Below are 21,811 nucleotides of genomic sequence, written 5' to 3' on the forward strand. Positions count from 1 at the left end.
CTTCAGTCAATCTATTCTACTTTCATCGCAACAGTGTTCCCTTTCGATCCTCGCTTGAAACCTGTCATGCGCCCTGCCCCGTCTTGCAAAAAAAACGCCTGCCGGATATCCGGCAAGCGTCGCGGGTTATTTTCTGTCTTCTTCCGGAATCAGCTTGGCGCGAAGCTCCTGAACTTCGGGATGCTCCAAGTATTCGTCAAACGTCATCAAGCGGTCGATGACGCCGTTCGGCGTAATCTCGATAATCCGGTTGGCAATCGTCTGCATGAACTGATGGTCATGCGAGGTGAAAATGATCGGGCCGTCAAAGTCGATCAAGCCGTTGTTGAGCGCCGTAATGGATTCGAGGTCCAAGTGGTTCGTCGGCTCGTCGAGCAGCAGCACGTTGCCGTTCGTCAGCATCATGCGGGACAGCATGCAGCGAACCTTCTCTCCTCCGGACAGAACGGAAGCCTTCTTAAGCGCCTCGTCGCCGGAAAACAGCATACGGCCCAGGAAGCCGCGGATGAACGATTCGTCCGGGTCCTTCGTGTATTGGCGAAGCCATTCGACGAGGTTCAGCTCCACGCCGTCGAAATACTCCGAGTTCTCCTTCGGAAAATAAGCTTTCGTCGCCGTAACGCCCCAGGTCACCGTACCTTCGTCCGGTTCCTTCTCTCCGGCGAGAATCTGGAACAGCAGCGTTTTCGCGTGGCCGTAAGGGCCGACGAGGGCGATTTTGTCCCCCTTGTTGACGACGATGTTCACGCCGTTAAGCACTTTCTCTCCGTCGATAGTTGCCGAGACGTTCTCGACCGTAACGACTTGCTTGCCGACTTCGCGCTCGGGCTTGAAGTTGATGAACGGATATTTGCGATTCGACGGACGGATGTCGTCCAGCGAAATCTTGTCGAGCAGCTTGCGGCGGCTCGTCGCTTGCTTCGCCTTGGACTTGTTCGCCGAGAAGCGTTGAATGAACTCTTGCAGTTCCTTGATCTTGTCTTCCTTCTTCTTGTTCTGATCGCGAACGAGCTTCAGGGCCAATTGGCTGGACTCGTACCAGAAATCGTAGTTGCCGACGTACATCTGGATTTTGCCGAAATCGATATCCGCGATGTGCGTACATACTTGGTTCAGGAAGTGACGGTCATGGGATACGACGATAACGGTGCCCTCGTAGCGCGACAGGAACTCTTCCAGCCAGTTGATCGAATCCAAGTCCAAGTGGTTGGTAGGTTCGTCAAGCAGCAGAATGTTCGGGCTTCCGAATAACGCTTGCGCGAGCAGGACGCGGACCTTCTCGTTGCCGCTCAGCTCCGCCATCTTTTTGTCGTGAAGGTCGGTCGTGATGCCGAGGCCGTTCAACATGCCGGCTGCTTCGCTCTCGGCTTCCCAACCGTTCATCTCCGCGAACTCCGCTTCGAGTTCCCCGGCGCGCATGCCGTCTTCGTCGGAGAAATTCTCCTTCATGTAGATCGCGTCTTTCTCCTTCATCACCTTGTACAGACGCTCGTGTCCCATAATGACCGTCTCCAGCACGTTGAACTCGTCGTACTCGAAATGGTTCTGCTTCAGGACGGCCAAGCGTTCGCCCGGAGTGATGTGGACTTCGCCGGAGGAAGATTCGACTTCGCCGGACAGAATTTTCAGGAACGTGGACTTGCCCGCTCCATTCGCGCCGATCAAGCCATAGCAGTTGCCGGGCGTAAATTTGATGTTGACGTCTTCGAACAGGGGGCGCTTGCCGAAACGCAGGCTAACGCCGGATACGGTAATCATGAGTCTGATCCATCCTTTTCTTATTATGGGTTTATGCTTTCAAAACGCAGCGTCTCGCCGTGGTGCAGCAGGAGCAGCTTCTCCTCCGGAATGCCCAACTTGGCTCTTCCCGCCTCCAGCCTCTGCAAGGCGTCCTCGGGAGTATCGTCCGACAGCTTGAACGCGCCGTAGTGCATGGGAACGAAATATTTGGCCTTCAGGTCCAAGAATGCTTGCAGCGCTTCTTCCGGGCTTACGTGCTGGGACGACATGAACCATTCGGGATCGTAAGCCCCGATCGGAAGCAGGGCGACGTCGATATCGAACTTGCGGCCGATTTCGCTGAAACCGCGGAAATACCCGCTGTCGCCGGCGAAATAGATCGTCGGTCCGTGATCGATCTCAAGCACCCACCCTCCCCAATGGGAAGTATTCATGTCCCATGGATTGCGGCGGGTCCAGTGCTGGGCGGGAACGAACGTGAACTTCACGCCGTGAAAAGACGTATCTTCCCACCAATGCAGCTCCTGGGCTTGCAAAAAACCTTTCAACAGCAGCTTCCTCCGCAAACCGGCGGGCACGATCATTTTCTTCGGCCCTCTCAGCCTTCGAAGCGAAGATACATGGAGGTGATCGTAGTGGGCATGGGAGATCAGCACAACGTCCACGGACGGCATGTCCGACAATTCGATTCCGGGCGGCGACAGCCTCTTCTGGAATGCCATTCTGCGCGCCCACACCGGATCGGTGACGATGTTTAATCCCGACATCTGAATGAGAAAGGTCGAATGGCCGATCCAGGTCACGGACGGCTCGCGACGATTATGCTGTAGAAACCTCAGGTCCGGCTCCACGCCGGGAACGCACTTCTCGTACCCCGTCTTGTCGCGCAGTTTGCGAATCCGATTCTCACGCCAACGGTCGAATTGATCCAGCGATGCTTTGCCAGCACCGACGGAGTCCAAGTTGCCGAAGCGTCTTCTAAGCATGAAATCCCTCCGATGATGTGCTCATGTATACTATAGCAGGAAACTCCGAATTGTACCAAGGTTGCGGCGAAAATGACTTCCTATTCTCGGTCAAAGACAGCGCGAATGGGGAGCACGGCAGCGAGCTGTTTCCCATTCTTGGCATTTTGACGGCATTTGCGGTATTGTGGAGGTAGGAAAGCGAGGCGAATGACATGAAACTGTTGTCTATCGAGCCGACCCCGAGTCCGAATACGATGAAGCTTAACGTGGATGTTCGGCTCGACCCCGGCGTTCAATTGAACTATAGCAAAGATTCCAAGCCCGTCCCTCCGCCGCTGATCGCCAAACTGCTGGACATTCCCGGCGTGAAAAGCGTGTTCCAGACGGCGGACTTTCTGGCCATCGACCGCAAAGGCGCTAACGCGGACTGGGCGGCGATTCTCGACGGCGTGAAGGCCTCTTTCGGCGTCGCGGCGGAAGGCTCGCTGTCCGGCGCCGTCGATGCGGCCGGTTTCGGCGAAGCGCATGTCCGCGTGCAGATGTACCGCGGCATTCCGATCCAGATCCGCGTACGCAGCGGCGGCCAGGAATTCCGCGCGGCGATGCCCGAACGGTTCTCCGCGGCCGTTACGGAAGCCGCCGGCGCGACAATGATCCGCGAGCGGATGCTCGAGGATCTGGGCGTGCGCTACGGCGAACCGCAGGAAGTGCTCGACGAGGTGGGCCGGGAGTTGGACGCGGCCTACTCCGACGCACGGCTGCGCGACTTGATCGAGCAGGCCAAAGCCGCGGGACCGGAAGCGCCGCCGCCGAAGCCGCCCGCTCCGCTTAGCGGGGAAGAGGTGATGAAGGCGCTCGATTCGCAGGATTGGCGCGAGCGTTACGCGGCGCTGGAGCGGCTGAAGCCGGAACCGAAGGATTTGCCGGTGGTAGCCCGCGCTTTGAAGGACAGCCAGATGTCGGTGCGGCGGCTGGCCGTTGTCTATCTGGGCGACTTGCGTACGCCCGAGTCGTTCCCGCTGCTGTTCGAGGCTCTCAAGGACTCCTCCGGCTCCGTTCGCCGGACTGCGGGAGACACGTTGTCCGACATCGGCGACCCGATCGCGATCGCGCCGATGATCGAAGCGCTGGAGGACTCCAACAAGCTCGTCCGCTGGCGCGCGGCGAGATTCCTGTACGAGGCCGGCGACGAAACGGCGCTGGAGGCGCTTCGGCGCACAACGGGCAGCGAAACGGAATTCGAGGTGCGTTTGCAAGCCGAGATGGCGGTCGCCCGCATCGAGCGCGGCGAAGAAGCCGCCGGCTCCGTCTGGCAGCAGATGACTCGCATGCGCGAGCAGGAGCGCGAGCAGGAGCGCGAGTAAGACTCGCCGCATAGGGCAGATAAGAAATAACGGGCAAGCTGCCCGTTATTGAAGTCGGTGAATGCGTCCGAACCGTCATTTCCAGCAACATCCGCCAGAGCGCTGTCCAGCTCGATCCGCCAGAGCGCTGTCCAGCTCGATCCGTTCAGGTAAGCGTACACGCCTTGATGATTTTAAGCGGAAAATCCGCTTTAAATTCGCTGCCGCACCTTTTTCGAGCGATTTAATGCGGGTTTCCCGCTCTAATTCCACGATTATCCTGTTTCGGAGAAATTAAAGCGGATTTCCCGCTCTATTTCTGCTCACCTTCCCCATTCGACAAAATTAGCGCGGATTTTCCGCCCAAAACTATCCCGTCCCCCCAGTCCCTTTCAACAATGGAAGCGGACCAACGGCCCTCCTCTCTGCAACCTCGCGCGCTCCGTCGTTTCCGCCCTTGAATTGCTCTAGCTTACGGCAAGCAGCTTCGAAATCACCTGTACGCTTTCGGCACGGTTTACATGTCCTTTCGGTACAAACTGCTTGTTACCTCTGCCTTGGATTAGACCGAGTTCAGCCGCTGCACTGACTGCATTTTTAGCCCATGGGCTGATATTTGCTCCATCCGTAAATGATGCATCGACCGAAGCTGGGACAGGTTTGCCTGTTTTGTACTCGAACGCTCTTACCAGGATCATCGCCATTTCTTGACGAGTGATGGTATCCCATTTAAGTGAGTTTGTTCTCTCCATCTATACCGATCTTGCCTCCGTATAGGTAGAGAGAACAATCGCTTCATAATTTGTTACAACCGGGAATAGATAGACTTCAGCGGATAGACGAAGGCACTCACTTGCACGTCCCCGCCTTTGCTGTATAGCGACACCCCATTGCTGGACGGATCGGGAAAAATAAGGTCGGTCAGCACGAGAAGCCCATCCTCGGCAAACACTTCGACGGAAGATTGGTCGACAAACACGCGGAGTTTCAAGCGGTTACCGGCGGATTGCACGACAGCGCCGTGTTTGCACGGGAACGCCTCATGGAAGCGGGACTCGCCCGAACGGGTACGGTCGATATACAGGAAACCCGAAGCCGTCTCATAACCGATCACTGTCTCCTCCCGATCGGAAAGGCAAACTTTCAGCCCGAACTCCGCCGTATCTTCCTCCCACGCGAATTCCACTTCTATTTCATAACAGTTCCCGCTCAAGCCGGACAGCGCGCGCTCTCCCGACACAACGGTCCCGGAAGGCAGCGATACCGGCTCTCCCCGCAATTCGCCGAGCTCTTCGATTGGCATCGAGACAAGACGAATTCCTTCGGCCGTCCTCGTCAGAAAGAGCGAACGCGGGATCGTCATCGCGCTGCGCCATTCCGCCGTCGGCGTTTGGTTTGCGTACTTCCAGTTGCTCATCCATCCGATTAGGAGACGGCGTCCATCCTTCTCGGGGACATCGGACCAAGTGACGCCGGCATAGTTGTCACGTCCGCAGTCCATCCAGAGGATCTCTTCAGGCTCCAGGTCGCTCGTGAACGTACGTCCGTCGAAATGGCCGATAAAATATTGGGTTCGAGAGCCTTCGGGGTATGTCGGGTTATCTCCGATACTGACGAGCAGCACCCACTTCGCATTCCCGGTTTCGCCGTCGACGGAGAGCTCGAACAGATCCGGGCATTCCCACACCCCCGCGTGAGAACCTTCCCCCGCTCCGAATTCGCCGGTGTATGTCCAATCTCTCAAATTCACGGACGCATAGAATCGGACATGGTCGCCTGCGACCAGCACCATCACCCATTGCTTGCCGGCGTCGTGCCAAATTACCTTCGGATCTCGGAAGTCCGTGATTTCAACGTCGGCAAGCACCGGATTGCCCTCGAACATCGTCCACGTTCGGCCTTTGTCCTTGCTGAACGCGAGACTCTGGCGCTGCCTCGGCCGTTCGGCTACTCTCTTTCCGTCGATCACGTAAGCATTGTCCTCGTTATAGACGGTTCCCGGATACGTATCCGCATGCGTGAAGATGGCGACGAGGCCGTGTCCGCCATCGAAGAAGCCGCTCGCGTCGTTCCAATCCACGACGGCGCTGCCGGAGAAGATCATGCCGTTGCGATCGGGCGACATTGCGATCGGCAGATGCTCCCAACGAACCAGATCCTGGCTTACCGCATGCCCCCAATGCATCGGACCCCATACGTTTTTATCGGGATAGTGCTGGTAGAACAAATGATATTCGCCTTCGAAATAGACGAGCCCGTTCGGATCGTTTAACCAACCCGACGAAGGACTGAAGTGGAATTGAGGCCGGTATTTTTCTTGTGTCGTTTGCGAATTCGCTGTCAACATGATCTCTCCTATTTCCGTTAATGCGGGCATCGCCGGAATCGCGCCTTTCCTCTTCGTGGCAAGGGCGCCGGCCGCGTTGGCAAACTGAGCCATGGCGTAAAGCTCGTCTTCGCCCAGGTCGTCGATCCTGCAGTCTCTTTCCAGCAGTTGATATAGAAAGCCGCCCCAAAAAGCGTCTCCGGCTCCGGTCGTATCCACCGCTTCCGCCGGAAATCCGGGAACGGAGAACGCGATGTCTCCTTTGCGCACATAACAGCCTTTCTCCGCTCGCGTGACCAGAACGATACGCACGCCGTAATGGAGGCGGATATATTGAGACCCCCGAACAAGATCGTTTGTTCCAGAGATGAATTCAAGCTCCTCTTCCGAAATTTTGAGCACGTCCGCATAGGTTAATCCGATTCGGATTTTCTCCCTAGCGTGTTCGAGATTGTTCCATAACGGAATTCGCAGATTGGGATCGAACGACACGACCGCCCCGCTCGCTTTGGCGAAGATGGCCGCGTTGATCGTCGCGGTTGACGCCGGCTCGTGCGTCATGGATATCGAGCCGAAATGAAAAATTTTCGATTTTTCCACGATCGTATAATCGACATCCGTTTCGTTAAGAAGCCTGTCCGCACCCGGGTTCCGTACGAAGCTGAACGTCCGGTCCCCGCTTTCGTCCAAATGAACGAAAGCAAGCGTAGTGCTCGCCTCGTCGGTACGGACAACGCCCGTCGTCTCTATGCCGCAAGCTTCCAGCGTGTCGGTCAGGAAACGGCCGAACGGATCATCGCCTACCTTGCCGATGAAAGCCGTTTGTTTTCCCCATTTCGATAACGCCGCCAGCACGTTGGCGGGCGCCCCGCCCGGATTTTGCTCGAATCGAGCGTTGCCGCTATCGGACGAGCCGGAGGGCGTAAAATCGATCAATACTTCTCCAAGCGACGCAACATCCAACATCTCTCCACCACCTGCTTTTTCTAGTTTCTACGGGAGGTTACGGTTGAAAAATCGGCTGCATGCTCCAAATCCGCAGCGATTCGATCCATAGCTCCCCGTCTGCGAACAGTCGAATCCCTTCTGCGTTCCTATGGGACGGATAAGATCGGGTCGTCAAGCTCTTCAATCCGTTCGCATAAGCTTCGATCAGAGAGCGGTCGACGAAGATCCGCAGACGCAGGGGCTCGCCCCGCAATTCCAGCGCGCCTTCTTGTACGCCGGTCGGCCGTTCTCTCGGATCCAGCGTCGAACGGTTCCGGTCGACGCCGAACCGTTCCCGAAGTCGATCGTAATAGAGGATCGTCTCTTCTTCGCCTCCCGGCGAACGACGAACGGACACGCCGTAACGGTTCGCGGGGCTCTCTCGGAAGATAAGCTCGATTTCCAACCGATCGCCGAGAATACTCTCCAGCCGCCGATTCGCTTCTTCCAGGGACACCTCTGACAGCGAAAGCAGCAGCCGGTCGCGCAAATGCTCGATCTCCCGGAGCGGCTCAATTCCCAGCCGACCGTCTTCCCGCAAGTGAAGCGAAACCGGCATTCCCGCGCCATGGGCCCATCCGCTGTCGTACTCCGATTCGAGCGTGCGTTCACCTTGAGCGATCGTGAACAGCAAAGACCGTCCCGTGATCGGATCGATCATCCCGCTTGGGCCCGAGAAGTGGAAGTCCCCGGCATCGATTTGCTGCGGCCCTTCATCGTCCGGAACGAACCGGAAGTTCTTCGCGTCATACGTTCCGATCCAATAATGCACGGTCATCTTCGCCCCGGAACCCCACGGGCTGATCAGAAAGATATGCTTGCCCGTCTCCATCCCGCCGCGTTTCAACGGCAGCAGCACCGGCAACTCCCATCCCGTTCCCAGATGAGGGTGCTTCGTATAGTCGCTGACGAAGAACGCGCCCTTGTACGCCCAATCCTCCATGTTATCGGAGACGTAGACGAAGGCCGTTCCGCCCCGTCCGACCAGACCGCCGCCGACCAGCATGACCCAGCGCCCGTCTTCCTTCCATACGAACGGATCGCGGAAAAATCCGGGCAGCGCTTCGTCGTCCTGCGGCAACTCGACAAGCGGCGTCTGACGTTTCGTCCACCGGACCAAGTCCAAATCCCCGTCTTCCGGAAACGTGCTCCTCGCCAATGCTACGCATTGATCGGGTGTCTTGCCGAAGTCCCCTGCGGTATAAAAGAGAGCGGGAACCCCGTTCTCGTCCGGCGCTGCGCTTCCCGACCATATGCCGTCCGGATCGATGCCCGGTTCGGGCGCGAGCGCCGGCGGCAGGTCCCGCCAGCGGATCAAATCCTCGCTCACCCAATGCCCCCAATGGATCGATTGCCAGAACGGGCCTTTCGGATTGGCCTGATAAAACAAATGATAGCGGCCGTTATAATAGATCGGAGCATGGGGCTCGTTCATCCAATGGCCCGGAGGGCTCAGATGGAATTGGGGCCGGTGCCGGTCCGGAGTGAACAGTTCACGCGGGATTGTCAGGTCCTCCCGCGGAATTTCCGGTATTCGACCGCCATAGGGTTCCAGCGCATCCCGAAATAGGCGAAGCACCTCTTCCCCTTGCAAGCTTCTGGAATAAATCCGGAGTTCGTCCATGAGACCGTCGAAGTGATGCTTGATGAAAGGCCCGGCCAATACCGCTTCTTCGTTATGGCGCCCGACGAGCAAATCGGCTTCGCATGGCGTAATGCTTGCCGACGCCGGATGCGTCAGACTGGCGGCTTCTTCTCCGTTGAGATACAGCTTCAACGTGCCGGTACTCGTATCGTAGGTTGCGGCCACGAACGACCACCGGTTTTTCGGAATCGGCCGGTCATGGCACCAGACTTCGACCCATTCGTTGCCGAGCCCAAGCTGCAACGACCAGGATCCGTGTTTGTAGAGCCCGAACGCGTAGCCTTGCCGAAGCTCGCCATTATGCTGGTTCACGATGGGGCAAAGCCGATGATCATGGTCGATGTCATAGGTACGCGGCGCAATCCACGCGGAAATCGTCAATCCGTCGGCCGGTTTCCCTACCTCGCCGGACGAACGGCGAATAGAGGTGGAATATCCGTCGAAGATCAGGGCGGTTCCGGATATTCCAGGACGCCAAACCGGATGCCGCGGCGGTTGAAACCGTCCCTTGCTCAGGGCAAATTCAATGATGTCTTCCCTGCCCGACGCGATGTCTCTTGCCTTGTTTCCTTGACCTTCGTCGAACGGCCAGTATGCGATCAACGATTGCTCTTCTCGTTCTGCTCGCAACACCTTCTCCTCCTGTTCTATGCCGTACGAGAATAATAGGAGACTGGCCGGAACAGACGATATCCGTTCCGGCCGGTCTTCCCGAGACTCCAATTGGATCTATTATTTCTGAGCGGCTACATAACGGTCGTAACCGGTTTGGTGGGCTTTCAGCAGATCTTGGACCCCCATTTTGTCCAAGGTTTTCTGGAATTCTTCCCACTCTTTTTCAACACCGCCTTTAAGCAGCCATTTGGCCCGCATTTTGTTGATGTAGGCGGAAATATCCGGCTTCAGACGATCGATGACTTCCAATTCCTCCGGTTTGAAGAAGAGGTTCGGGAACTTTTCGTCCTCCATTTGCGGAACGTAATAGTTGACACTGTCGTCAATACGTTGTTGGGCTCGCGGTTCGACAAAAGCGACTTTGTCCTCCATGCCGGACAGGAGAAGACCGATGCCGTTCGTGACCGCAGATTTTTGTCTGAACTCGCCCGGGTTCTCTACCGTCTTCTGAATCAGCTTGCCGCCGGCGTCCTTGTCGAACCAAACGCCGGTCGGGCCGAAGCGGGTTTGCGCCGCCATCTCAGGCTCGTAGAAGGAATCCAGCCATGCCGCCGTAATTTCCGGGTGTTTGTTATTTCTCGTGATGGTCGCGCCGTCGCGGCCGATCCCGCCGCCGTTGTTCCATTTGACAACCATGTCTTTGAACGGAGGCACGATGACCCAATGTTCGCCTCTTTCGGGACCGACAACGTCGTTTTTGTCCCACCAGATCAAGGCGCCGATCGTTTCGTCTTCCGTTTTGCCTCTGGCGAAGTACGTATCATAATCGTGCGTGAACGCATCCAGGTCTACTAGACCTTCTTTGAACCAATTGTGCAAATAAGACGTCGCTTGCTTGAAGCCTTCTTGCTGAGCGGAGAGGGAGACTTTCCCATCCACCACGTTTAGGTGATCGATAAACGTCGGATTGTTCGGACGATACGTCTTGTCCGGCACACCGAACGCCCCGAACAGAACGCCGATATCGCCGGTCCAGAAATTGTCGATGTACGTCAGCGGAATTTCATCCGGTTTGCCGTTGCCGTTCGGATCTTCCGTTTTGAATGCTTTCAATACGGCCGTAAACTCGTCGATTGTCGTCGGCATTTGCAGCTTCAGCTTGTCAAGCCATTCTTTGTTGATGTACAGGAAGTCCGGATTCGCGCCGATCTCTTCCTGCCCGGAGCCGAGTTCTTCTCCTTGCGGCAGCGCGTAGATATTGCCGTCAGGCGCCGTAATCGACGCTCTGATGTCCGGCCGACTGTCCAGGATCGACTTCAGGTTCGGCATATGCTTCTCGATCAGATCGTTAAGGGGAATGAGCGTGCCGTCTTGGCCGTATCGGAGCAGCTCCGTATCCGAGAAACGACCGCTGAAGAAGAAGTCGGGAAGGCTGCCGCTCGCCAGGAGCAAATTGCGCTTTTCGATATAGTCGTTGTCTACGGTCGTATCCCATTCGACGTGAACGTTCGTGTTTTTCTCAAGCTCTTGAATAAGAGGCTGCGTGTTGAAGTCGCCCGGTGCGAGCGACGGTCGGTGCGCGAACGCCTTCAAAGTGATTTTGTCTTTAAGTGGGAATTGGCCGGCATCATTCGTTTCGGATGCCGATGCGCTTGCGGACGGTTTGGCGCTTGCGCTTGCCGAAGGCGATGCGTTGTTGTTGTTGCTGTTGCCGCTGCATGCGGAGAGTACCGAGGTCAAACCTAGAAGGATTGCCAACCCGAATGACGTTTTTCTGTTCATTGTTCAAAAACCTCCCTTTTATTGGCTTGCCGCATTGCAAAAACCGGTCCTGCTTATGTTGCGCGGTTTTCACTCAGGAGAGAATCACCTCCTTAAATAGTGCCCGGATTCGCTTCGTTCTCAGCCTTTGACCGAACCGATGAACACCCCTTGAACGAAATAACGCTGCAGGAACGGATACAGAATCAAGAGCGGAAGCGCAGCGACGATGATTACGCCGTATTTGATTAATCCCACGATCCGCTGCTGCTCGACGGCCGTCTGAATGTCCGACACCATATTTCCGGTAGGCTGGTTTTGAATCAAAATATTTCTCAGAATCAACTGAAGCGGGTACTTGGCATCGTCTTTGAGATAAATCAAAGCGTCAAAAAAACCGTTCCATTGTCTTACGATCGCAAACAGGGCGAGCACGGCAATGATCGGCTTCGATAACGGCAGAACGAAGCTCCAGATGTACCGCAAATTCGTGCATCCGTCCATGCTGGCCGATTCGCGGATTTCTTCGGGAAGACCTTGAAAGAACGTTCTGGCAATGATGATGACGAAAGCGTCCAGGGCGGGAAGCATGACGACTGGCCAGATCGTATCCATCAGATGCATGTTCCGGATAAGCAGATAGGTCGGAATCAGGCCCCCGTTGAAAAACAAGGTGATCGCAAAGAAGAGCATGAACGCGTTTCGGCCGTAGAAATCCTTGCGCGCCAACGGGTAAGCGGCCATGATGGCCAGCGAAGTGCCGATGAACGCCGACAGCGCCGCATACAGCAGAGAATTCCGATACCCGGTCCAGATCGCGCCGTCGCCGAAAATCCGCTGATACCCTTCGAACGTGATTCCTTGCGGAATCAACCAGACATCGCCGGTGCCGACCCGATTCGGGTCGCTGAAGGAAGCGATCAGAATAAAGTAAAGCGGGTATAAGATCATGAGCGTAAATCCGATGAGAAGCGTATAGTTGGCGATGTCGAACAGCACGTCGCCGGTCGATTTTCTTTTCATGGTAAGCAAGTCCGTTCACTCCTCTCTTAGAACAAGCTGTTTCCGCTCATTTTTTTAACCGCCCGGTTGACGATGAACAGCAGAATCAAATTGATGACGGCGTTAAACAGCCCGATCGCCGCGGAGAAGCTGTATTGCGCCCGTTGAATTCCGATTTTGTACACGTAAGTCGGTATGATTTCGGAAGCGTCCACGTTGATGTCCGTTTGCATGAGAAACGCTTTCTCGAAGCCGATGTTCATCAGATTGCCAACGGCCAGAACGAACAACACGACGATCGTTGGCATAATGCCGGGAATATCGATATGCCTAATCCTTTTCCATTTGCTTGCTCCGTCCACGACGGCCGCTTCGTGCAAGTGCGGATCGATCCCGGCCAACGCCGCCAAATAGATGATGGAAGAAAATCCGGTCGTCTGCCACACTTCGGTAAAGACGTAAATCGGTCTGAACCACTCGGAATCCGTCATGAACATGACCGGTTTGCCGCCGAAGGCCACAATGAGATGATTAACGATGCCGCTGTTCGGGGACAGGAACACGAACACCATGCCGATCAGAACGACGGTCGAGATAAAGTAGGGGGCATAGATGGACGTCTGCATGAATTTTTTGAGTCTTTGTCGCTTGACCTGATTCAACATAAGCGCAATAAAGATCGGAATCGGGAAGGCGACGGCGAGCAGAAGCAAGCTCAAATAGACGGTATTTTTCAGTACCTGCTCGAAGTTATAGGATTCGAAAAACCGGACAAAATGATCGAACCCGACCCAGGGGCTGTCCCAGATCCCTTTGGCGGCGGAGAAATCTTTGAACGCGATTTGGACCCCGTACATGGGCATATATCGGAAAATGATGAAGTAGGCCACGGGAAGAGACATCAGCAAATAAAGCTCCCAATTGACCCGAATTCGTTTCAAGCGCATTCCGAACTCCTCCAATTCCTTGTTGAAACGTTTACGTAAACGTTTTTATCAAGCAGTAAAAAAGAGTGCCAGCTTCAAATGAAACGATCGGCTAGCACGAACCCCTCAACACCAACGTTGTTGGAAGACGGTACTCATTTCCTTGCTCATGTTCCTGGTTTTCGATTCTTTGAATCATCGCTTCCGCAGCCTTTACGCCGATTTCAAAAGAAGGCTGGCGAATGACCGACAGCGGCGGAGTCGTAATCTTCGTCCAATCATAGTCGTCGAATCCGATCACCGCGAGTTCTTCCGGGATTTTAATCCTTTGCTCCTGAAGGTAGGACACCCCCCCCATAGTCAACACGTTATTGGCCACGAACAAAGCGGTAATGTCGGAGGAAGCAAGAAGCTCCTTCGCACATTCGTATCCGCTTTCGAAGCTCGCTACGGCTTCTCTCACAAGCGATGGATCGAATGCGATTCCGCGATCGGAGAGCGCTTTCTTGTAGCCGTCCAATCGTTCGTTGCTCGTGGATATTCCCAGCGACCCGGTAATGAAGCCGATTCTGGTATGTCCTCTCTCCAACAAGGTTTGAACCGCCTGCAACGAACCGCCGAATCCGTCCGCCAATACATAATCGCCGGAGTAGCCTGCCGGCTTGCGGTCAATAAACACGACCGGATAACGGGAGCGTACCGTATCGTTCAAATAGCTCGCTTCATCCGCTATGGATGCGATGATGAGCCCGTCGATCAGCTTGGAATTGAACAGCTTGATCTGTTCCTTCTCCTCTTCGAGCTCTTCCGTCGAGTTGTTGCTGAGCAGCATTTGATACCCATACTGTCTCAGCGTCTTCTGAATGCCTTGCGCGATGGTCATGAAGAAAAAATTCGAAGTGTCGGATGGAAGCATCGGAACGATCAGCCCGATCGTGTTGGTCTTCTGGCTTCTCAAGCTTTGCGCGACGGCGTTAGGACGGAAATCCAGCTGCTCCATGGCGCGGTACACTTTCGATTTCGTCTCTTCGGACACGAATCTCGTATGATTCACCACATGGGAAACGGTTGCGATGGAAACTCCCGCGGCTTCGGCAACTTCTTTAATTCCGACTTTCATCCGTTCCCTCACCTTTCAGAAAAACGTTTACGTAATCGTTTTTATATGGTGATTATAAACGCTTTCAAGCTGGGCTGTCAACGATAATCCACGTGATTGTCTATTTGAATTACAGCGTGAATCCATGAACAGTTGAACAAAAAATCCGGCCGCCCGCAGCCGGCCGGATTGGTATTCTCCTGTTGTCTCATCTGAATCCAAGCTTCATTCCGGTCCCTCCTGCCGCATTTCCCATGCGTCGAGCGACCTGAGCACCGCGTCTCCGCCTTCCGCGAACCACTCGACGCCGAGGCTGTCCGGACGCGGGTATATTCTGTTCGACATCGCGCGATTGCCCGCGAACAGCTCGACTGAAGTTCTGTCCACGAAAAGACGCAGCATTACGATCCCGTCCGCGTCCGGCCAAAGTTCCATCTCCGCGACGCCTTTGACGTTCGCCCCGGAGCGATCGCGATCGACCGATACGTTCCCCTTCTCGCGATCGTATCTGATTTCCGTATATTCGCCGCCGTCCGCGGAGCAGCGCACCCGCACTCCGAACGCTCGGGCAGACGAGGCGCCGGCGTCGAACGCCATGATCAATTCGAGCGCATCCCCGTGAATGCCGAGATGGGACAGTCCCACTCCCTCGGCAACGACATGCGCTCCGAAGGAAATGTGCTTCCCCCGCAGTGCTTGCAGTTCTTCGACCGGCTCCATGACGAGCAACCCGTCTTCCGTCAGCCGCAACTCCCGCGGCAACGTCATCGCGCCCATCCAGCCGTCCTCCCGCTCCGGCATATCGCTGCCCCATATGTTCATCCAGCCGATGAGAATGCGACGTCCGCGTTCATCGAGCAGCGTCTGCGGCGCGTAAAAGTCGAAGCCGTAGTCCAGACGCTCCCTATAGCGGACGTCCAGCTTGCCGCTCTCGTAATCGAAGCTCCCGGACAGATAGAGCGTCTTCGTGTCGCCCATGTTCATCGGCGACACGATCAGCACGTGGCGGTCTTCGCCGCCCAGCGGGAACAAGTCCGGGCATTCCCACATATTGCCCATCGCTCCGTCGCCTTCGGCAGCCGCGCCGATGAACGTCCACACGCGAAGATCGTCGGACCGGTAATACAGCGCCTTGCCGTTGCCATCCTTACCGTATCCGACGACCATGTGCCACCTGCCGTCCCGCCTCCATACCTTCGGATCGCGAAATCCGAACCCGCCCTCCTCCGGCGGTCCTTCAATGACCGGGTTGAACGCGGCTTTCTCGAAGACGATGCCGTCCGCGCTCGTCGCCAGACATTGCACCTCCTCCGGCTTGCGTCCGTCAACGTGACCCGTATAGATCAAAGTAAGCGTTCCGTTATCGTCCACAGCGGAGCCGGACCAGCACCCGCCGCCGATGCCGTCGGTCACATAGTCGTAAGGCTCGGACGGAGCGAGCGCGACGGGAAGGTGCTCCCAGTTCACGAGATCCGCGCTGACCGCATGGCCCCAGTACATCGGTCCTTGCTTCGGCGCGAACGGATAATGCTGATAGAAGACGTGATACTTGCCCTTGAAATAGATGAGGCCGTTCGGATCGTTCATCCATCCGACCGCCGGCATCAAATGGTAGCGAAGGCGGTAGCGCTCGTTCTTGACCGCGTGCGACTCGCCGCCGAGCGCCCCGTTCGCGAGCGCGATCCGTTCTTGATGCTTCATCCCGGTTCCTCCTCGGAAAAGGCCCGGCTCGGCAAAAGCCGTCCGGACCCGTCGCCCATTATTGACTAAGTGTAATATTGATGCCTTCTTCGAGCATGTTCTTGGCGTTTTGCGAGAAGGTGCCTGCCGGCGTACCGTCTTTGATGCCCGCCAGGACGATGCCGTTCGCGTCCCAATACTTCTCTACGCCGATCGGAGCGAAAAGGACTTTGCCGGCCAGCTTGTTGATCAGGTCGACTTTATCTTGGCCGAAGTTCGTTACGTTCGCTTCCGAAGCGACTTTCGCTTCATTCGCGGACATCATCTTGATGAACGCAGCCGCGCCTTGCGGGTTTTTGGAAGCGGTCGGAATCGCCCAGCCGGAAAGTCCGCCCGGACCGACGTCGTTCGCGCCTTTCGGACCTGTCGGCACCGGCACGAAATCGATTTCGTAATCGCTCTTGAAAACCGTGAAGCCGGAAAGGCCATATTCCGCGGTCATCGCGAGTTTGCCGTTCTTGAACTCGGAGATGAAGTAATCGCCTTCCTTCTCCCTGTCGATGAACTTGTCTTTCAAGAGCGCGTCCTGCGCAAACTGCATGGCTTCCTTGACGTTCTCCGAATCGTAGTTCGTCGAGATCGCGCCGTCCGCGCCGTAGTTCAGCAGCGTTTTGCCGTTGGAGCCTACGTAAAGCGGATAGCCCGCATCCCACCAGCCGAAGCCGAACTGGTCGTTTTTGCCGTCGCCGTCCGTGTCGGCCGTCATCTGCATCGCGACCTCGCGGAACGCATTCCAGTTCCAGCTGCCTTCCTGGTAGTATTCCGAAGGCGTCTTCACGCCGTTGTTCGTGAACAGCGTCTTGTTGTAGTAGATGACGATGGGCGCTGCGGACGTGCCGACCGCGTACGGCTTGCCGCCGAACGTGAACGTGTTCGTGACCGCGCCGTTCCACATCGGATCGGACAGATCCACGTACGGATCAATCGGCTGCACGATTTTCTTTAGCGGATACACCGGGAAGTTCTGATCGTTCGCCTGCGCGATATCGACTTGGTCGCCCGCGTTGACCATCGAGATGAGCGTCGGTTTCTGGTCGCCCCACGGAACTGCGATGACGGTGACTTTGCCGCCGGTCTCCGCTTCGAACTGCGGGATCGTCTCCCACACGGCGTCGTAAGCGCTTGGGTTGTTCGCTTTCGACTCCTCGTACTGCTCCTTGGACGTATGATAAAGAATCGTGATGTTGCCGTCGACCTTCGGCGTTTCCGCGGATGCCGAAGGAGATTCGGTGGCGGCCGCGCTGGACGCTGGCGCGCTCGCGGAAGGCGAAGCGTCTTCCTTGCCGTTGCCGCCGCAGCCCGTGATGACAAGCATGATAGACAGGACGAGCGATAATCCGATTCCGATTTTTTTGTTATTCATGGACAATAATCCTCCTTGTGTACTTACTGAAGAATAGGTACCGTATGACTCCCTTGAATAAGCCTTGCTTGCCTCAGTTCGTCCGAAATCCGGAAGGCATCGCCTCCTTTCCTGCGGCCCGCGGGCCTCTACTTGATGCCGACGTGCTCCACGCTGTCCGTGAAAAACCGCTGCGTAAGCAAGTACAGGACGAGCAGAGGCAGGATCGCGAGCAACGCCCCGGCCTGAATTCGGGTCAATACGGCCAGCGGGTCGCTGATCGTCTGAACGTTCACGATCGATTCGAGGTCGACCCTGAGCGAAGACAGCGCGATCGCAAAATTTTTCTTCATATGGCCAAGGAACAGGTTAGACATGTAATACTCGTTCCAATGCCAAACGAAGGAGAACAAGAACACGGTGATGATCGCGTTCTTCGCGTTCGGGAGCATGATGCGGAAGAACGTCCGGAACGGCCCGTAGCCGTCGACGTAAGCGGCGTCCTCCAGTTCCTTCGGCATCCCCGCGAAAAACTGGCGGAAGATGAAGATGTACAAGCCCGAGCGCAGCCCCATCGCGAAGAGCGACGGAAGATAGAACGACCAGTAGCTGCCGATGAGACTGATCGAATCCGGCCCCCCCGCAATCGCCGACCAAAGCTTCATCAATCCGAACGCGTCGAAGAATTTCATGTCCGCATACAGCGGCAGGATGATCGTTTGAACCGGGACGACGAGCGTCAGGATGACAAGCGCGAACAACGTCTTCGCCAGCGGGAAATGGAATCTTGCGAAGCCGTAAGCGACAAAAGCGCAAGACAGGATGTCCAGAAGTCCGCAGCCTAAGCCGATATACAAGCTGTTCTCGAAAGCGCCCCAGAAGTCCATAACCCGCAGCGTATCGGCGAAATTTTGCAGCGATACCGTCTTCGGAATCCAGATGACGCTCGGATCCGTCACTTCCTCCGGCAGCCTGAGCGCCATGCTGAACATATAGAGGAGCGGATACAGCAATTGGTACGCCAGCACGATCAACACCGCGAAGCGGATGAAGGAAACGACGCGGGAAAGGAACAGCTTGCTCCATTTCGCCGGCACTCTAACGTTCATAACGGTTCACCGCTTTCGATTAGTTGTGCAGATGGACGAGCCGTTTCTTGAGCAGCGCGTACACCAGGCCCAGGAACAGGCCGATCAGAAGACAGTAGATCCAGGAGAGCGCGCTGCTGTAACCGAACCGGACCTGCTCGAACGCCGTGTTGTAGATCATAAGCACGACCCCGTTGCCGTAATCGGTGAACGTGTCGATAATCGTATAGATCACATTAAGCAGAATGAACGGCGTCAGCATCGGCAGCGTGATTTTCCAGAACTGCTCCCACGACCTCGCCCCTTCGACGGACGACGCTTCGTACAGCTCGCCGGAAATCGCGTGCAAGCCGGCCAGAAAGAGCAGCACTTGAACGCCCGAACGCCACGTCAGATCGAAGATCCGGGCGATGACGCTGTTGAAAACCTCGATGAGCTTCGGTCCGAAGCCAAGCTCGGTTAACACCCCGTTAATTCCCCCGCCTCCGAACAGGTAGACGGTATCCGTGCCGCCCCGCACCCCTTGGGAGAAAATGTCTTCCTTCAATATCTCCATCAACACGCCCGATGCGACGATCACCGGCAGGAACGCGATTGCCCGCATAAGGCCCCTGCCCCGGAACTTGTTCTTCAGCAGCACCGCGACGAACAGGGCGTAAACGAGAATGAGCGGAACGCCGTACAGCATGTTCACGAACGAATCGACGGTTTCGCGGATAAATTGCGGATCCTTGAAGATGGCGTACATGAAGTTGTCCCCGCCTACGAACGTCCCTTTAAGGCCCTCCGGGGTCATCTCCATGTTCTGGAAAGCGAACTTCAGCGAGGTCAGGAGCGGACCGGAGAAAAAGAGCACGAACCCGACGATCCACGGCAGAACGAACATCAAGCCATAGAGCTGCTTCTTCCTCGGGTAGGACATCGATTGCAACCGTCTGAACATGTAATCCCCCCCTAGCGAACGCGGTAGCCGTTCGGTTCGATCGGCTCATCGTCTGCGATGAAAATGTCATTCGAATAATTGACCGTAACCGTCTTGCCGCCCGCGAATTCTGTCCGGTACACGCCTTCGCCGAGCTTGTCATGCCTGACGATCGATTGGCCGGCTGTCTGAGACAGCACCCCGCTCAACTCTTCGTATTGCGAGATGACGTCCTCGAACCATAGATTGAAGTCGCCGCCGTACAAATCGTCATACGCGGTGCCGACGAGCAGGCTGCCGTCGCGGGCGACGAACCGGTAAGCCGGATAGGTGCCGGTCTCGAGCAACTTGAGCAGATAAGCGCGGGTATCTCCCCTGAGATTGATCGGCTCCCCGTAAGCCGGGATCAACCCGCTGACCGCCATGCTGTAGAACGGAACGGATTCGTCCTCCATATCGAAGCCGCTGGCGTTTAGCGGAACGTCAGCGAGCGCTTCCGCGTTCGGAAACGTATAAGCATTCGCCCGTCCGAAGAGCAGACCGTCGCTGCGCGAAGCCGCGTCGCGCAAGCTCTCCTCCCAAATGCGCCCCGTCTCGTTCTTGGACAGCGAGTTTTTTCGGAAGTCGGAGTACAGCATCGAGCCGACGCTCTCGTAGGCGGTTCGGGAATAGCCGTTCTTCTCCGCCGACTTCGCAAACTTTCCGATCGCTTCAGCCACGGACTCCGGCTTCATCAAATAAGAGGGACGGACGTTCGGATCGCGGGCTCCGCTGCCGAGCAAGTAGCTGCGCTGCAGCGCGGGCGCCCGGCTGATGTTGCGGGCGGCGTCGAAAAATCGGTTGAAACCGTTGCCGTTCACGTACAGATTGATCGGATCGACGACGGGATAGAGCGCGTTTCCTTGCTCTTCCATCTCCTGCGCGAGCTTGCGAAAGCCCTTGTTGCCGCCAATCCCGCTTTCGGCCTCTTGGGAAATCGGCACCTTGCCTCGCATGCCTCCGTCCTGCCAGCCCGCCAGCCGGATGCTGACATTCGGAACGCCGCTGCTCCTCAGTCTCGCAGCGATGTCCCGAATGTCGTCGAACGAGGTGAGCGTCCGCGTCGTGCCGTACGGAATGCCCAGGAACGTCTCGCGAACCGGAATGGCGCCGATCAGCTCCAGCATGAGCGGAGGCGGGGAGAACGGCCGCCCGCGATAAGGCTTCACGCCTTGCTCCTCCTGCAAATATTGTCTGTACCGACCGGCCATGCCCGTGTAATCGGCCCGATCTCCGCCGAGAAAATGGTAGCGAACCTCGAAGGGCGCGCCGCCCGCGTTGGAAGCGGAAGCCCGCAGCACCTGCTTCTCGTTCGCGCTGCCTTCCATGACGACGTTCGTCTCTATCTCCATCAGGTTGAGATAGCCCGATACCGAGTTGTAGGCGTTCGACTTGCCGCTTACCGATGCTCGGATGCCGGCCTGGTAAGCGCCTTGGCGGATAACCGCGACGAACGCCGCATCGTTCTTCTTCAACCCGAACACCGGGAGCATGACCGTTTCCGTCCGCTGGTTGTTAAGCGGCTTCTCGACGGCGCGATCCCGGCCGTATACGCGTTCGTCGAAGGCTTGATAGATACTCTTGCCATTGTTGAAGCGCATGAGGGCGCCGCTGCCGTCCGGCACGAGCAAGTATCCCTCATCGGCGATGCCGCCCGCGCCGAAGAACGGGAGCAGATTGATATTGACCAGGCTGTACTTGCCCCTCTGTTCGATGCGCGACGTCTCAACCGCCGCGGAGAAACCGTCGTCCTGCAGGCTGTATCGAACGGGAATGACGAAGCCCGCCTGCCCGAAGGCGAACGTCACTTCAACGCCGTCATCCGTCCGTTTCCACGCGTACGTACCGTCTTTAATGCTCCCGGTATAATTATTCAATTGAAATGGCCTGCTCTGCTCGTCCACGTAATCCAGCAACAGTTGCGCGTTCAAGTCCTGCAGCTTGGCGCCCTTGGCCACTTTATCCGTCTCCCGGTCGGCCGGATTGCTGGACCATAGGGCCCCAGAAGCAAGATCGGTCACCGTCACGACCGCCGTGCCCGGATCGAAGTCCATCGCCAGCCGTTCCGTTCGCGCGACGCGCACCGCCGGACCGTTCTTCGGCTCGCCCGCCTCCGGAAGGACGACCGCCGTTTGTTCGCCGCTGACGGCCGCCGGCTGGCGGCCGTCGGCGGCCTTCAGCGCGACGTACGCGCCGATGACGAGCGCCAGGACCGCGAGCAGCTTGATCGACCATCGCATGATTTTCATCGCGTATGCCTCCTTCCTG

Annotated in this window: 15 protein-coding genes; 1 reads left to right on the top strand and 14 read right to left on the bottom strand. The window is 56.6% G+C overall.

Annotated elements, in window-relative coordinates; genetic code table 11:
* Nucleotides 1-126 precede the first annotated feature (126 nt).
* Together ACESLM_RS04490 and ACESLM_RS04495 are read right to left on the bottom strand one after the other, a co-directional pair.
* Nucleotides 127-1,758 (bottom strand): ABC-F family ATP-binding cassette domain-containing protein, encoded by a 1,632-nt coding sequence (locus tag ACESLM_RS04490; RefSeq protein WP_372630178.1) that lies wholly within the window; start codon nt 1,756-1,758, stop codon nt 127-129.
* A gap of 23 nt (nt 1,759-1,781) precedes the next feature.
* Nucleotides 1,782-2,726 carry an MBL fold metallo-hydrolase gene (locus tag ACESLM_RS04495; RefSeq protein ID WP_094042103.1) on the bottom strand — a complete coding sequence of 315 codons (945 nt, stop codon included), beginning with the start codon at nt 2,724-2,726 and terminating at the stop codon, nt 1,782-1,784.
* Between the two features lie 194 nt (nt 2,727-2,920).
* Here ACESLM_RS04495 and ACESLM_RS04500 point away from each other — a divergent pair, with 194 nt between their 5' ends.
* A complete protein-coding gene (locus tag ACESLM_RS04500; protein WP_372630179.1) occupies nt 2,921-4,072 on the top strand; it encodes a virulence factor in 1,152 nt (383 codons plus the stop codon).
* Between the two features lie 446 nt (nt 4,073-4,518).
* On the opposite strand, the gene ACESLM_RS04505 is transcribed toward ACESLM_RS04500, so the two are convergent.
* From ACESLM_RS04505 to ACESLM_RS04560, 12 genes are all read right to left on the bottom strand, one after another.
* On the bottom strand, nt 4,519-4,803 hold the full coding sequence (locus tag ACESLM_RS04505) for an S-layer homology domain-containing protein (RefSeq protein WP_372630180.1): 285 nt from the start codon (nt 4,801-4,803) through the stop codon (nt 4,519-4,521).
* A 53-nt stretch (nt 4,804-4,856) separates the two neighbouring features.
* Nucleotides 4,857-7,343: a PfkB family carbohydrate kinase gene (locus ACESLM_RS04510; protein WP_372630182.1), complete on the bottom strand. Its 2,487-nt coding sequence runs from the start codon at nt 7,341-7,343 to the stop codon at nt 4,857-4,859.
* A gap of 37 nt (nt 7,344-7,380) precedes the next feature.
* Nucleotides 7,381-9,642 carry a GH32 C-terminal domain-containing protein gene (locus ACESLM_RS04515; protein ID WP_372630184.1) on the bottom strand — a complete coding sequence of 754 codons (2,262 nt, stop codon included), beginning with the start codon at nt 9,640-9,642 and terminating at the stop codon, nt 7,381-7,383.
* Nucleotides 9,643-9,741: 99 nt separating this feature from the next.
* Nucleotides 9,742-11,406, bottom strand: a complete 1,665-nt coding sequence (locus tag ACESLM_RS04520) for an extracellular solute-binding protein (RefSeq protein WP_372630185.1) — start codon at nt 11,404-11,406, stop codon at nt 9,742-9,744.
* Nucleotides 11,407-11,526: 120 nt separating this feature from the next.
* The gene (locus ACESLM_RS04525) at nt 11,527-12,408 is read right to left on the bottom strand and encodes a carbohydrate ABC transporter permease (RefSeq protein WP_372630232.1); all 882 of its coding nucleotides are present in this window, start codon (nt 12,406-12,408) and stop codon (nt 11,527-11,529) included.
* Nucleotides 12,409-12,434: 26 nt separating this feature from the next.
* Nucleotides 12,435-13,334: an ABC transporter permease gene (locus ACESLM_RS04530; protein ID WP_372630186.1), complete on the bottom strand. Its 900-nt coding sequence runs from the start codon at nt 13,332-13,334 to the stop codon at nt 12,435-12,437.
* 91 nt (nt 13,335-13,425) lie between these two features.
* Complete coding sequence (locus ACESLM_RS04535) at nt 13,426-14,433, bottom strand: LacI family DNA-binding transcriptional regulator (protein WP_372630187.1); 1,008 nt, start codon at nt 14,431-14,433, stop codon at nt 13,426-13,428.
* Nucleotides 14,434-14,637: 204 nt separating this feature from the next.
* Nucleotides 14,638-16,113, bottom strand: a complete 1,476-nt coding sequence (locus tag ACESLM_RS04540) for a glycoside hydrolase family 32 protein (RefSeq protein WP_372630188.1) — start codon at nt 16,111-16,113, stop codon at nt 14,638-14,640.
* Nucleotides 16,114-16,171: 58 nt separating this feature from the next.
* Nucleotides 16,172-17,515 carry an ABC transporter substrate-binding protein gene (locus tag ACESLM_RS04545; protein ID WP_372630189.1) on the bottom strand — a complete coding sequence of 448 codons (1,344 nt, stop codon included), beginning with the start codon at nt 17,513-17,515 and terminating at the stop codon, nt 16,172-16,174.
* Between the two features lie 128 nt (nt 17,516-17,643).
* Nucleotides 17,644-18,603 carry a carbohydrate ABC transporter permease gene (locus ACESLM_RS04550; RefSeq protein ID WP_372630190.1) on the bottom strand — a complete coding sequence of 320 codons (960 nt, stop codon included), beginning with the start codon at nt 18,601-18,603 and terminating at the stop codon, nt 17,644-17,646.
* Between the two features lie 19 nt (nt 18,604-18,622).
* Nucleotides 18,623-19,525 (bottom strand): carbohydrate ABC transporter permease, encoded by a 903-nt coding sequence (locus ACESLM_RS04555; protein WP_372630191.1) that lies wholly within the window; start codon nt 19,523-19,525, stop codon nt 18,623-18,625.
* An 11-nt stretch (nt 19,526-19,536) separates the two neighbouring features.
* A complete protein-coding gene (locus ACESLM_RS04560) occupies nt 19,537-21,792 on the bottom strand; it encodes a DUF5696 domain-containing protein (protein ID WP_372630192.1) in 2,256 nt (751 codons plus the stop codon).
* Between the last annotated feature and the right edge of the window lie 19 nt (nt 21,793-21,811).

The organism is Cohnella sp. (assembly GCF_041641335.1).
In the GTDB taxonomy this organism is placed as follows: domain Bacteria; phylum Bacillota; class Bacilli; order Paenibacillales; family Paenibacillaceae; genus Cohnella.

Excerpts from the sequence above, each read along its gene's own strand:
- ACESLM_RS04490 (WP_372630178.1), bottom strand. The coding sequence starts at position 1,758 with ATGATTACCGTATCCGGCGTTAGCCTGCGTTTCGGCAAGCGCCCCCTG.
- ACESLM_RS04495 (WP_094042103.1), bottom strand. The coding sequence starts at position 2,726 with ATGCTTAGAAGACGCTTCGGCAACTTGGACTCCGTCGGTGCTGGCAAA.
- ACESLM_RS04500 (WP_372630179.1), top strand. The coding sequence starts at position 2,921 with ATGAAACTGTTGTCTATCGAGCCGACCCCGAGTCCGAATACGATGAAG.
- ACESLM_RS04505 (WP_372630180.1), bottom strand. The coding sequence starts at position 4,803 with ATGGAGAGAACAAACTCACTTAAATGGGATACCATCACTCGTCAAGAA.
- ACESLM_RS04510 (WP_372630182.1), bottom strand. The coding sequence starts at position 7,343 with ATGTTGGATGTTGCGTCGCTTGGAGAAGTATTGATCGATTTTACGCCC.
- ACESLM_RS04520 (WP_372630185.1), bottom strand. The coding sequence starts at position 11,406 with ATGAACAGAAAAACGTCATTCGGGTTGGCAATCCTTCTAGGTTTGACC.
- ACESLM_RS04525 (WP_372630232.1), bottom strand. The coding sequence starts at position 12,408 with ATGAAAAGAAAATCGACCGGCGACGTGCTGTTCGACATCGCCAACTAT.
- ACESLM_RS04530 (WP_372630186.1), bottom strand. The coding sequence starts at position 13,334 with ATGCGCTTGAAACGAATTCGGGTCAATTGGGAGCTTTATTTGCTGATG.
- ACESLM_RS04535 (WP_372630187.1), bottom strand. The coding sequence starts at position 14,433 with ATGAAAGTCGGAATTAAAGAAGTTGCCGAAGCCGCGGGAGTTTCCATC.
- ACESLM_RS04540 (WP_372630188.1), bottom strand. The coding sequence starts at position 16,113 with ATGAAGCATCAAGAACGGATCGCGCTCGCGAACGGGGCGCTCGGCGGC.
- ACESLM_RS04545 (WP_372630189.1), bottom strand. The coding sequence starts at position 17,515 with ATGAATAACAAAAAAATCGGAATCGGATTATCGCTCGTCCTGTCTATC.
- ACESLM_RS04550 (WP_372630190.1), bottom strand. The coding sequence starts at position 18,603 with ATGAACGTTAGAGTGCCGGCGAAATGGAGCAAGCTGTTCCTTTCCCGC.
- ACESLM_RS04555 (WP_372630191.1), bottom strand. The coding sequence starts at position 19,525 with ATGTTCAGACGGTTGCAATCGATGTCCTACCCGAGGAAGAAGCAGCTC.
- ACESLM_RS04560 (WP_372630192.1), bottom strand. The coding sequence starts at position 21,792 with ATGAAAATCATGCGATGGTCGATCAAGCTGCTCGCGGTCCTGGCGCTC.